We start from the raw sequence: 12,732 nt of genomic DNA on the forward strand, positions 1-12,732 counted from the left end.
CCGGGGATGTTGGAGATTGGGTCGAAGTAGCGTGGAGATTGGGTGGAGGTTGTGTGCGGCGTGGCCGGCGGAACTCCCCTTCCGCCGGCCACGTGCACGGACGCTACGGTCAGAAGCGCTGCGAGTACTTCACGTACACCGTGCGGCCGATATCGAAGCCGCCGTAGTAGGGGAAGGAACTCTCCGGCTTGGAGAACATGATCGGGCCGCGATGGTCGAACACATTGTTCGAGCCCACTGCCACGGTGCCATCCCAGGGCAGCCTGTAGCTGACCTGGATGTCGTGGAACGCGTTCGAGCCGACCCTGCGTACGGCATCCGGTTCGCCGTTGGCGATGCGTTCGGGCGCGGTGCAGGGCCGGTTTGGCATGCAGCCTTCCATCATCCCGGAGTAGTAGCGCACCGTGTACTGGGCCGAGAGGTTGCCCAGCTGCCAGTTGACGCCGAGATTGGACCGCAGGCGGAACACCCCCGGGCGTCCAATACGACCGTCCATGATGGTGTCACCGGCCGAGTTCTGCTTCTCCTCGTCGTACTTGGAGACGTAGCTGTTCTGCAGGTCAAGGGTGAAGCGACCGAACGCATACTCCGGCAGGCGGTAACGGATGCCCAGGTCCCAGCCCTCGGTCTTCATCGCGCCGAGGTTGGTCAGGCCGTAGAACATGCTGGTGATGTGGCCATCAGCGGCACGCTTGACGCTGCCGCAGCGCGAGGCATTGCCCAGCACGTAGCAGTCACGGAGGATGCGATCGACGTTGTCCTCGATGATCATGTTGGTGATCTTGTAGCTGTACCAGTCCAGGTTGATGTCCAGACCGTTGACCCAGCGCGGGCTCCAGACCACACCAACGGTCTTGCTCTTGGACTCTTCCGGGCGCAGGTTCGGGTTCGAGCCCGTGGTGAACTCGTTCGGGGTGGCGCACGGGTAGCTGGTGCAGGGCTTCAGGCCCTGGGCCAGCTGCTCGTAGCCACGCGGAACACCGGCGGCGTTGCAGGCCGCGTTGCCGTTGACGCTGTTGGTGGCGCCGATGCCGCAGGGGTCCACGTAGGTTTCGAAGCTGGTGCCCAGGCCGCCATACAGGTCGGAGATGCTGGGAGCACGGAAGCCCTCGGCGAAGGTGCCGCGCACCATCAGCTCCTCGACCGGGCGCCAGGCGAAGCTGGCCTTGGTGTTGGTGGTGCTGCCGAAGTTGCTGTAGTCGGAATAGCGTGCCGCAACGTTGACGGTCAGCTCCTTGGCGAACGGAAGGTCACGCAGCACCGGCACATTCACTTCGGCGAAGACTTCATTGAGGCTGTAACCGCCTGCAGTGGTCTGTGCCCCCAGTGCAGTGCTCTGGCGCGACTGGGCAAAGGCGTCGGGAACGTAGCGTCCTTCTTCCTTGCGGTACTGGTAGCCCATCGCCACCGAGAGCTCGCCCGCCGGCAGTTCCAGCACCGGGCCGGAGATGTTGGCGAAGTAGCTTCGGGTCTTGGTGATGCCGGTATCGGTGAACGTGGGGAACAGGAAGCGCTGCAGTTCCGGGTCGGCAAGCGAGCCGGCGCCAGCAACGCCGTACGGCAGCAGCGGATTCCAGGCCAGGCAGCCGGCGATCGGTGCACCTGCGCTGCCACAGCGTGCTACACCGTTGCCATCAACAAAGGACTGTCCCAGCGCTTGGCGCGAGGCGATCAGGCTCATGTCACCACGGCCGGTCTTGGTCACCTCGTTGCGGTTGAACAGCGCGCCCACCTCCCAGTCGAACGTTTTGCTGGCCAGTTCGAAGTAGCCCGACAGCGTCGGTGCCACGCGCAGCGACTTCAGCTTGCTTTCGGTCGTGCGCGGAAGCTCCCACAGGCGGCGGTTGAAGGCGATGTCATGGCGGACCGGGTTGAACGCACTGTTGCCGGCCAGCGGCGTCCCGAACTTGGTCGATTCGTAGGGGTAGCCGGCAATCTGCTGGTCCGAGATGCGCTCGTTGTAGCCGATATCGGTGGTGAAGGTGATCTGGTCACTCAGTGCATAGTCGGAGCTGAGGAACAGCGACCGGCGCTCGATGCCGGTCTGCACATGCATCTGCTCGTTGCCGTTGGAATACTCGGCCGGCGTGATCGGATGGTAATCGTTCGGGTTCTTCGGGTCGCCACCACGATTGAGTGTCTTGAACACGGAATTTCCGGTGGCACAGTCGTAAAGCGCCGGGTCACACCAGGAGCCGTTCTGGCTGAGGTCGCTCCAGCCCGCGCGCGGATAACCCGGCCCCGAACCACCATGCTTGGAGAACCAGCGGTCGCGGGCGAACACCGGGTCGGCCTTCTGGTATTCCAGGGCCAAGGTGTAGCCACCTCGCTCGCCGCGCGCGCCGGTAACGAGCGAGAACGTGCTGTCCTTGCCGTCGCCCTGGCTGAACTGGCCATGCTGCGCCGAAAGCTCCAGCCCCTCGACGCTCTTGCGGGTAATGATGTTGATGACGCCGGCGATGGCGTCGGATCCGTAAAGCACCGAGGCGCCATCCTTGAGCACGTCGATGCGCTCGACCGCGCTCATTGGAATCTGGCTCAGGTCCTGCAGGCCGCTGGTGCTGGCGCCCAGGCGCTTGCCGTTCACGAGCACCAGGGTGCGGGTGGCGCCGAGGTTGCGGATGTTTGCGTAGCTGCCGCCGACGTCTTCGCCGGACGACAGCGTGCGCGAACGCGAGAGCGCTGGTGCGCCGGCCGACGTGAGGTTCTGCAGGACGTCGGCGATGGTGGTGAAGCCCTGCTGCTCGATCATCTTGCGCGAGATGGCAAGCACCGGCTGCTGGGTTTCCACATCCACGCTGCGTATCGCCGATCCCGTCACCTGGATGCGGTCCAGGTTCTTCGGAGACTTCGCAGCGTCGTCCTGTGCATTGGCAGCCGGCGAGAAAACGGCAGCCAACACGGCGCCGATCCCTGCCGAAAGCAGAGTGTATTTGTAGTGCATTGTTTCTCTCTCCAAATCCGTTGTGTGGTCGCAATGCGCGCGGCGCTACGACCGGTCTGCATTCCGTTACCCGGAATCGAAAGGAACCTAACATCCCGCTCACATTTGAACTGCGTTATGGACGCGTTATCTTCGCGCGCCTTTGGCCGCTGTCCTGCACGGGGAGTGCACGTCGCGTCGACGTTGTGCAATGTCGTTTCGCTTCAGTCTGGCAGCTCCTTTCCCGGCATACACAGGAGGCCGCCGATGAATACGCCTGGCAAGCCGAAACCCAGCTGGAAGCAATGGCATGTGCTGCTGGTGATTCTGGCAATTGCGCTGCTGATCAGCCTGATCATCGTCATCGCGCCATGGTGAGGCAGGCATCGCATGCGTCTTTTCCGTGAACATTCAATGATGCCGGCAATGAAGAAGTCAGCACGTGTTCCGCATGGTGATGTGTACATCAATTCGTACTCACCCGGCCGGCACACGAGGACGATGATAGTGAGGTCGAAGGCAGTGCCGACGCGCTGCCATTCTCCACTGACTTTCGAGCACACAGGAGCGACGCCATGAGCACCCAGTCCACCATCGAACATCGCCTCAACGACCTGATCGAGATCGCCCGTGACGGCAAGTCCTTCTATGAGGAAGCCGCAACGAAGGTAAAGGATGCCGAACTGTCGGCACTGTTCACCCGTATCGCCGGGGTCAAGGCGCGGATCGTCGCGGCGCTGAGTGGTTCGGTCGCCGCCAGCGGCGGCAAGCCGGCCGAGCACGGCACCATGGTCGGTTCGATGCAGCAGTTCTACGGCAAGGTGCGCGCCGCGTTTGGTGATACCAACTACGGCTACGTGGCCGAACTGGAAGAATCCGAAGACCGCCTGCTGGGCGCGTTCAAGGATGTGCTGCAGGACAACGATCTGCCGCCCGCGGTGCGCCAGGAAGTGACCCAGCTGCTGCCGGATGTGCAGGAGTGCCACAACGTCATGCGGGCACGCAAGCACGCCATGAAGGCCGCCTGACGTCCCGCGCCGGGCGGCCGATCGCGGCCGTCGAGCCCCGTAGGCGCGTCATGGCCCGGGAACCTTCGCAGCCCGGCAGGGCTGCGAAGGACCGGGCGTCCGGCCCCGTTTCCATGGTTATACTTGGCCGAGTCCAGGGAACAGGCGCGGCATGACGAAGGGGGCTTCGTCCAGCATCAACGTCAATCGCCAACCGGATGCAGTCGCGTCCGGTTTTGTGCGTGTGCGCGGTTTGCTGTGATGTGCGCTTCGCCGGTCTTTCCGTTGCCTGGTCCTGGTTGTCCCATCGCCATCCATTGCGAACAGGCCCACTGACGATGCGTCGAGTCAATGCACTTTCCGCGATGATGTTGCTGGGCACGGTTGTGGGAAGTGCGGGGGCGCAGTCCTACAGCAAGACCAACGTCATCACCTATCACGATGATCTGTCGAAGTGGGTGCTTGGCCAGGTCCGGACGTCGGTCAACCAGGACACGGGCCGGACCGAGTCCCAGGTGGATTATGACCCGGCCACCGCGAAGCCCCAGCGGATCCATGCCTTCGGCCAGCTCCAGCAGACCATTCACTACAACAGCGACGGTACCGTTCGCGCCGTGGTGGACCGGCGTGGCAATACCGTGAGCCTGTCCGGCTGGAAGCGCGGCATCCCCGGGAACATCCAGTATGCGGATGGTTCGACCCAGTCTGCCGGCGTGGATGACAATGGCTGGATACGCTGGATCACCGATGGCCGGGGCAACACCACGCGTTACGACTACGACGCGATGGGGCGCATGTCGCTGGTCGACTACCCCGACGGCGATACGGTGGACTGGGCGTCCACCACGACACAGTTTGCCCAGGTGGGCGGCGCCGAGTACGGCATCCCTGCCGGTCATTGGCGGCAGACGGTCAGCACCGGCAATGCGCGCAAGGTCACCTACTACGATGCGCTGTGGCGCCCATTGCTGGTGCGCGAGTACGACGCGGGCAATGAAGCCGGCACGCAGCGGGCCTCGGTGACCGCCTATGACACGGAGGGGCGGGTCACCTTCCAGTCCTATCCTGTCGCGGGGGTCGGTACGGTCCAGGACGCCGGAACTGGCGTCCGTACGACGTACGACGCACTTGGGCGGGTGGTCCAGGTCAGCCAGGATTCCGAGATTGGCGCGCTGGTCAGCACAACCGAGTACCTGCCGGGGCGGCGCGTGCGCACGACCAATGCCAGGGGTATCCCGACCGTCGTGATCTACACCGGTGCAGATGCCGCGAAGCTTGACTGGCCGGTACGTATCGAACTGGCAGAGGGAGCCGTGCTGGATATCCCGCGGGACGTCTTCGGCAAGCCGACGTCGATCACCCGCAGGGCCAGCAATGGCTCGGTGACGTCGACCCGGCGCTATGTCTACGATGTGGCGCAGCGGTTGTGCAAGACGATCGAACCGGAAACCGGCGCCACCGTATTTGACTACGACGCCGCATCGAACCCGGTCGGAAGCGCGCAGGGGTTGGACCTGTCCGATGCAGGCAACTGCAACCAGGACATTGCCGCGGCAAGCGGGCGCCGAGTGGTGCGTTCCTATGACGCACGCAACCGGCTCGCATCACTGCAGTTCCCCGACGGCAATGGCAACCAGCGCTGGAGCTACTGGCCCGATGGCCTGGTCAAGCAGGTCACCACGTTGAACGCCGGGGTGGAGACGCACAACAGCTATGCGTATAACCGTCGCGGGCTGCTCATCGGTGAGGTGCAGAGCCCCACCGATGGCGAAGCGCTGGCGATGGGGTATGCCTACGACGCACTGGGCAACCTGTCCGCGCATCGCTATCCCTCCGGCAACGTGGTCGCGTATGCGCCCAACGCACTGGGACAGGCCGGGCAGGCGGGCTCCTACGCCGCTGGCGTGGTCTATTACCCCAACGGGGCGATTCGTCAGTTCACCTATGGCAACGGCATTGTCCACTCGATGGTGCAGAACGCGCGCCAGTTGCCGGATGAAAGCCAGGACACCCTTGGCGCAACCCGGATCCTCAGCGACGGCTACGACTACGATGCGGTCGGCAATGTGATGGCAATCACTGACGGTGCCACGGGCCGCAACCAGCGTGGCAACCGCAATCTGGGCTATGACGCGCTGGATCGGCTCGTTTCGGCTTCCTCGCCCATGTTCGGCTCGGCGAGCTACAGCTATGACGCGTTGGACAACCTCACGCGGGTGACGATTCTCGACCGTGACCATCACTACTGCTATGACAACGCATGGCGCTTGACCAACGTCAAGGTCAACGGTTGCGGAGGGTCAACCGTGGTCGGCCTGGCCTACGATGCGCAGGGCAATCTGCGGGCGAAGAACGGACAGCCGTTCGCCTTCGACTTCGGCAACCGGCTGCGTGCGGCGGCAGGTTCCGAGAGCTACCGTTACGACGCTGACGGTCGCCGCACACAGACAGATTCATCGTTCGGACGGATCACCTCGATGTACGACCACGCCGGCGTCCTCCGCTACCAGGCGAGCGAGCGCGAGGACAAACGGACCGATTACATCACCCTGGGCGGAAGCCTGGTCGCCAAGGCAGTGGTGCCGATGCGGCGTTCGCCGGCCGCGAAGGACTTCGTTGGGTGGTCGCCTGTGGCCTCTGCCGTCCGCTACGTCGTCGAGGAAAGCGTGGACGGGGTGACCTGGACCACGGTCTACGAAGGCAACGCCGCGAACTGGACGTCTGCCGCACGCCCTGCCACCAGCTATGCGTATCGCGTGCTTGCCTGTGGCGCCACGGGGAGCTGCACGCCGGTGTCCGATGTCTCGCATGTCCAGCGTCCGCAGGGTGACATCGTGCCCCTGCTGTACCAGCTGCTGCTGGGCTGAGCGTAGCGGGCTGCACCGGCCGCAGCGCGCCGTCAACCGGTTGTTCATGACAGGGGAAGGAAGAACATGGCTGGAGTACGTGCTGTATCGCGCCCGTGTGGCGCCATCGGCGGCAAGGTCCTGCTGGCGCTGGTGGCAGTGCTGGGAACTGGCCTGGCCTCAACGGCAAATGCTGAGCCTTACAATCTGGAAGGCCATCGGATCGTATCCGTCGCAACGGGCTGGGGCGGGGAAGGGTTCTACCTGGTGACGCAAGGTGTGCTTCCAGCGGGCTCGGATTGTGGGGGTGGCAATCGCTTCATTCTCCTCAATGATCATCCGATGCAGAGGGAGATGGTTTCGATGCTGCTCATCGCCTGGCAGAACAAGCTGCGTGTCGGGTTGCGTGTCGACGGCTGCACCTCCGGGGTAATGCAGTTGAGGGCCGTGACGCTGCCTGATGTCTGAATCCACAGGGGAACTACATGATGATGAATGACGCGACGCCGCGCTTCCGCAGGAGATTGGGAGCGGGGTTGGCCTTGACGTTGGCCTTGTGCCTGTCTGCACCACTGAAGGCGGAGCCAACCAGCGATCAGATGACGATTCTGTCGCTGCGGCCGTACATGGACGGCCCGGCGGGAATTGTGTACGTGCATGTTTCGAGTACGGCCTTCTGCAATACCGATACCTTTGCAATCGACATGTCCCGGCCGGGTGCCAAGGAAGCGTACGCGGCGGCGTTGGCAGCGCTGACATCGGGGAAGAATGTCCGGCTCGAGGCGTTCAACTCCACCGGGTGCAATGGCTGGGCGACCCGGCTCCAGTCGATCTTCATTCACGCGTAACGCTCCACGGATGGATCCAGGACGCGATGATCCTGGGGTATCGCGCATGGCCCTGGGGCGTGGATAAGAAAGGGGCGGCCCTGAGGCCGCCCCAAACCGTCAGGAGAACACGCGTCTAGAAGCGAACCGACCAGCGCATGTTGGCGCTGTGGTCGCGGCTTTCACTGCCGTACTGGCCGCTGTAACCCAGCTCCAGCTGCTGGCGCGGGGTCAGCCAGGCCGACAGCCCCAGCTCGGCCACAACGGCGCTGTCGGCAATCGGGGCGCCTTCGACCGCGAAGGTGGTGGTGCTGTTGGCGAATGCGAGGTCGGCCAGCTGGCGGCGGTCACCCGAGGCACGGCGGTAGCCCACGCCCCCACGCAGGTGCAGCCAGCTGTCCTGCTGGAACGATGCCTTCAGGCCCTTGTCGAAGCGCAGGCCAGCGGTGGCGATCGTGGTGCCGGTGTCATCCACCTTGCCGTGCAGGGCGGCTGCACCACCGCGCTCGTTGATCGGCTTGAGGTCCACCTCCACGCGCGCGACCTGCAGGTAGGGTTCCAGCCCGGCCTCCGGGCCACCAAAGCGGTAGCCGGCTTCGATGAAGGCCTGGCGGGTATGCGCGTTGTAGCGGGCGCTCAGGCTGTCGCTGAACCCTGCGAAGTCGACATCGCGGGTGCTCTTCACCTTGTGCTTGCTCCAGGCGACGCCGCCACGCAGGCCGAGGCCGCCCCAGTTGTGACTGGCATATGCACCGAAGTGGGTGTTGTCGATCTTCGACTTGGCACGAAGCGCCTGCTGCTTGACGTCGGTGCGGCCGGTGCCAGCCAGCACGCCGACCTGCCAGCCAGAGAACTCGTGGTCGATACCGGCCAGCAGGCCGTTGCTGTTGGCTTCGGTGCGGGCGGTATTGCTGTTGCCGTCCAGCCTGCTGTTGCCGCCCAGAGCCTGCACCCAGGCGCCGGTGGCGTCGCCCGCATCGGCGCCTGGCGCGACTGCACCTGCACGGCGGGACAGCGCGGCATCGCGAACGTAGCGGCTGCCTTCCACCAGTGTGAGCGGCGTGGCTGCGTGCAGTTCGCCGCTGAGGCCGTCGAGCACGCCGCCGACCTGCTGCGGGAACAGCTGGGTCAGCGGCTTGGGCAGGCCCTGGTTGATTGCCAGCAGGTCCGCCGCGGCGGCCACCGCGCGCTGGTTCGGGGTGGTGGCGGCGCTGGCCAGCGAGGCACCGCGTGCCACGTCGATGCGGGTGCCATTGGCCCCGTAGGCGAGGCTGAACTGCAGGAACGGCGAGAACGCGCTGAAGTCGGTTTTCGCGAACTGGCCGTTGATGCCACCTTCGGCGCGGATGAAGTTGAACTGCTCGCCGAGATAGTAGATGCCTGGTTCCGGCAACGCGACCAGCGTGCCGCCGAGGGTGGCGGTACCGGTCACGTGCAACTGGTCGCTGCGCCCGCCAGGCGCGAGTTCGGCGGCGTAGACGCCGGTCGCGCCCTGCACGTAGTCGCCGTTGATGGTCAGCGTGCCGATCGAATTGCCGGGCGCGATGGTGCCGTCCACTCGGGTGCTGCCCAACGTGCCGATACCCTTCAGCAGGCCGTTGCTGCCGACCGTGGTGGTGCCGCCGGTCTGCATGCCATTGAAGGACACCACGCCGCCATTGACGGTCAGGTTCCCGTCCTTCAGAACGCCGCTGGCGCTGACCGTGCTGACGCCACCGATGGTGGTGAGTGCGGTGGAGACCAGGCTGCCGTTGAGCAGGAACCGGCCGCCTTGCACATCGACCGCCGAGGTGAGGGTGTTGCTGCCGTTCAACTCCAGCGTGCCTTCGCGCAGCACCGCGCCGTTGAAGCTGTTGTCGCCGCTCAGGCGCAGCCAACCGATGCCGGATTTGGTCAGCGTGCCGGGGCCGCCGATGTCATTGGTCCAGTCGTCCCAGGCATCGCCCTCCCACACCTTCAGGCCGCCGGCCCTCTGGTTCATCACCACGTTGGTATCCACGCGCAGCGAGCCATAGCCCTCGATGGCCCTGCGCAGGTCAACCATGCCCCAGCCGTAGATCGGGTCGACGCCTGCCGCACCGAGGTCGCGCGCGGTGGTCAGCAGGACGTCGCGCACCTGGGCGTTGTCCAGGTAGGGGAAGCGCTCCATCAACAGGCCGAGTGCGCCGGTGATATGGGGGGCGGCCATGGACGTGCCGGTCTTCAGGCCGTAGTCGTACGTGGGATTCTGGCTGTCGATGAGAAGACGGACGTAGTCTGCGGTCTTCTCCAGCCGCCCCTGGATGTCACCGGAAACGATGGTGCTGAGGATTGCCGTGCCGGGTGCGGAAATGCACCAGTTGGCAGCAGCGCCACAGATGCTCGAGCCTGCGTTGATCAGGTAGTCGGTTTCACCATTGGCTGTATTGGGCTGGCGAACGTTGGCGACGGCCAGCCAGTAGGGCTCGATCTCCGGCTTCCAGCGCGGCAGGGCCGCGGTGATACCGGCGACGGCGCCGCTGCCATTGCCGGCCGACCAGACCTGGATCAACTGCGAAGCGGGGGCGTTTGCACTGTCCTTGTAGATGCTTCCGTATACGTCGTAGCCGGCACCGATGCGTGCGTACTGGGCATCCAGTGCGGCCACGGTCATGTTCCGGGTGGAGATGCCCCAGCTGTGATTGATGGCACGCACGCCTTGTGCCTGCAGCTGCGCGTACATGTCCAGCCTTGCGGCACCATCGGGATCCGTCCGTTCCACGGCCTCAGGCAGGTAGCCTCCGCTCGCCTGGCGCCTCCATTCGTAGTAAGTGTCACCAAATACACGGGCGGTCGTCAGATCTGCACCGAAGGCGACGCCGTGCATCCCCGTGCCATTGCGGTTGGCGCCAATGGTTCCGAGGACATGCGTGCCGTGATCGGCATAGCGGAAACCCCATTCACGGCCCGCGGCAATGATGTTGGCCTGCAGGGAAGCAGGCACGCCCGCGCCGAGCGTGTAGTAGTTGATACCCGGTTGATCACCCTGTGTCTGGCTGCACGCGCCGGTACCGCCGACGGTTCCCGGTGACGCACAGTTCGGGCCGATGGTGATGCTGGAGGTGTTGCGGCCGGCGAATTCGGGGTGAGCCAGTGCCGAGCCGGTGTCGAACAGCGCCAGGCGCACGCCCTTGCCGGTCAGGCCGCGGGCGTACGCGTGGTCGGCCCCCATCGCACCCAGGCCCCAGTCGGCGTTGAATTCATCGTTGCGCCAGCTGGCGGCATCGCCCGGATTGTCGAGCAGGGCGGTGCCGGTTGCCGCGGGCGTGGCGGCCGTCGATGCTGCAGGCGCGCTGACGGCGGGCTGTGCCCACGCCGCCTGCAGCTGGCGCTGTTGCTGCCATGCGTCGAGCGCCTCGCCGGCCATGGCGGGCGCGGCAGCGGCAAGCAACAGAGAGCTGGACACGGCCAGCGCGAGGCGGCTGTGCAGCGGGGAGCGGGAGTGGGACGAACGGCCGTGCAGCGGGTGATTCATCGGGCAACTTCCTTGGTGGACGGGCAACAAGGCCGTTAACGCCAATCCGTGGCGACATCCCCCATGCATGTGAAAGGAAAATTGTGAACAGGTTAAGTGTGCGTGACAGTGGGCTTCACTTCGTCTCCCCGTGTCCTCGCTAACGTGGGCCGGCCTGGGCTCACCAGGCTTATCAAGGAGTGATGGCGATGCGTGTTGTCAGGAAGGTGATCGCAGTGGCGGTATTCGCGTTGGCGTGTACCGGTTCGGTGGCAGTGGCAGGGCCGGTCGAGCCCTGCGACCAGCCGTGCTGGCGGGCTTATCAGATGTGCCTGGCCAGTGGCACCGATGCCGGTGAATGCCAGCAGGCGTACAACACCTGCGTGGTCGATCTGTGCATGGGCGTGTGAGTCGCGCCGTTTGAGCCGTACGCGGAGCCCCGTCATCGACGGGGCTCTTCTGTTCCAGCGATCGCCTCAGATGGCGATGCGGGCATCTGGCCTGAGCCCGCTTGCGGGCCATGCATGCAGCGGCGAGGATGGGAAATCGCACCGGAGCCGCTGCACATGGCCGTCAAACGCATTGTCGCCAACATCGCCACGCCCGACCCGGCGCGTGCCGCAGCGTTCTATGGCGGGCTGCTGGGCATGCCGGTGGTGATGGATCATGGCTGGATCGTCACCCATGGCGGGCAGGGCAGTGCGCTGGCGCAGGTGAGCTTTGCCAGCGAAGGGGGTTCCGGCACCGCGGTGCCCGATCTGTCGATCGAAGTGGACGACCTGCAGCAGGTGCTGGAGCGCATGCACGCGGCCGGCATCCCGCTGGAGTATGGCCCTGCCGACGAGCCTTGGGGAGTGCGTCGTTTCTTCGTCCGCGACCCGTTCGGGCGGCTGTTGAACATTCTCGCCCACACCTGAGCGGGAAGCGTTCCTTCAGCGGCGTCTGCCGCTGCGCGTCGGCGCTGCCGGAACGCCGACCATGCGCAGGCAATCCGCTTCCACAGCGGCGATGAAGGCATCGGCATCCTGTGCGGGTGTGGCGATCAGGTCGTCGGTGGCCCCGTGCACGCCGGCATAGATCAACGAGGCGGTGACCTGTGGAGCAGGCAGCTGCCACAGTCCGGCTGCGTTGCCCGCTTCGAGGATGCCCAGCAGCTGCTGCTGGATCGCATTGCGCTCGGCATTGCCCCGCTGGTGGTGGTGATGGTTGGCGTACACCACGTCATGCAACGCGTGGGTGCGCGCGTAGATCTCGATGTTGGCGCGGATCCAGGCGCGCAGGCGCGTTGCGCCATCACCGGCAGGGTGTTGCTGCACTGCCTGCTCGACTTCGTCCATGAACTGCCGCGTGTAGCGCTGCGCCAGCGCCTGCAGGATCTCGGTGCGGGAGGCGAAATAGGTATAGAAAGTGCCCTTGGCCACGTCGGCCGCGGCGACGATGTCGCTGATGGTGGTGGCGTCCACACCCTGCGAAAGGAACAACGCCTGCGCGGCGTCCATCAGTTCCTCCTGGCGGGTTTCGGCGGGCTTGGTGCGAGGCCTGGCGACAGCTGGGGTCTGCATGGTGGGCGGTATCCGGGTGTGACGGACGCCATTCTAGCTGCCCCTTCGCATTGACTGACCGCTGGTCATTGACCGACGGTCAGTCAGTCGATAGC

At 64.9% G+C, this 12,732-nt stretch carries 9 protein-coding genes; 6 read left to right on the forward strand and 3 right to left on the reverse strand.

The window, feature by feature from the left end; genetic code table 11:
• Nucleotides 1–109: 109 nt before the first annotated feature.
• Nucleotides 110–2,944: a TonB-dependent receptor gene (locus AC5P6X_RS04215; RefSeq protein WP_108269988.1), complete on the reverse strand. Its 2,835-nt coding sequence runs from the start codon at nucleotides 2,942–2,944 to the stop codon at nucleotides 110–112.
• A gap of 554 nt (nucleotides 2,945–3,498) precedes the next feature.
• Between AC5P6X_RS04215 and AC5P6X_RS04220 the strand changes: the two genes are divergently transcribed.
• The 4 genes from AC5P6X_RS04220 (at nucleotide 3,499) to AC5P6X_RS04235 (ending at nucleotide 7,624) form a co-directional block, all read left to right on the forward strand.
• Entirely contained in the window at nucleotides 3,499–3,951 is a 453-nt protein-coding gene (locus AC5P6X_RS04220; RefSeq protein WP_005411167.1) for a PA2169 family four-helix-bundle protein, read from the forward strand.
• Nucleotides 3,952–4,148: 197 nt separating this feature from the next.
• Nucleotides 4,149–6,797, forward strand: a complete 2,649-nt coding sequence (locus AC5P6X_RS04225) for an RHS repeat domain-containing protein (protein WP_239522818.1) — start codon at nucleotides 4,149–4,151, stop codon at nucleotides 6,795–6,797.
• Between the two features lie 66 nt (nucleotides 6,798–6,863).
• Nucleotides 6,864–7,244, forward strand: coding sequence for a hypothetical protein (locus AC5P6X_RS04230; RefSeq protein WP_049450376.1), 381 nt, complete (start codon nucleotides 6,864–6,866; stop codon nucleotides 7,242–7,244).
• 17 nt (nucleotides 7,245–7,261) lie between these two features.
• Nucleotides 7,262–7,624 carry a hypothetical protein gene (locus AC5P6X_RS04235; protein WP_049450378.1) on the forward strand — a complete coding sequence of 121 codons (363 nt, stop codon included), beginning with the start codon at nucleotides 7,262–7,264 and terminating at the stop codon, nucleotides 7,622–7,624.
• A gap of 115 nt (nucleotides 7,625–7,739) precedes the next feature.
• On the opposite strand, the gene AC5P6X_RS04240 is transcribed toward AC5P6X_RS04235, so the two are convergent.
• Entirely contained in the window at nucleotides 7,740–11,096 is a 3,357-nt protein-coding gene (locus AC5P6X_RS04240; protein WP_187756982.1) for an autotransporter domain-containing protein, read from the reverse strand.
• A gap of 188 nt (nucleotides 11,097–11,284) precedes the next feature.
• Between AC5P6X_RS04240 and AC5P6X_RS04245 the strand changes: the two genes are divergently transcribed.
• Together AC5P6X_RS04245 and AC5P6X_RS04250 are read left to right on the forward strand one after the other, a co-directional pair.
• Entirely contained in the window at nucleotides 11,285–11,485 is a 201-nt protein-coding gene (locus AC5P6X_RS04245) for a hypothetical protein (RefSeq protein ID WP_005411162.1), read from the forward strand.
• Between the two features lie 156 nt (nucleotides 11,486–11,641).
• The gene (locus AC5P6X_RS04250; protein ID WP_005411161.1) at nucleotides 11,642–11,992 is read left to right on the forward strand and encodes a VOC family protein; all 351 of its coding nucleotides are present in this window, start codon (nucleotides 11,642–11,644) and stop codon (nucleotides 11,990–11,992) included.
• Nucleotides 11,993–12,007: 15 nt separating this feature from the next.
• On the opposite strand, the gene AC5P6X_RS04255 is transcribed toward AC5P6X_RS04250, so the two are convergent.
• Entirely contained in the window at nucleotides 12,008–12,637 is a 630-nt protein-coding gene (locus AC5P6X_RS04255; RefSeq protein WP_108269984.1) for a TetR/AcrR family transcriptional regulator, read from the reverse strand.
• Between the last annotated feature and the right edge of the window lie 95 nt (nucleotides 12,638–12,732).

This window comes from Stenotrophomonas sp. YJH_SMC_40 (assembly GCF_059368615.1).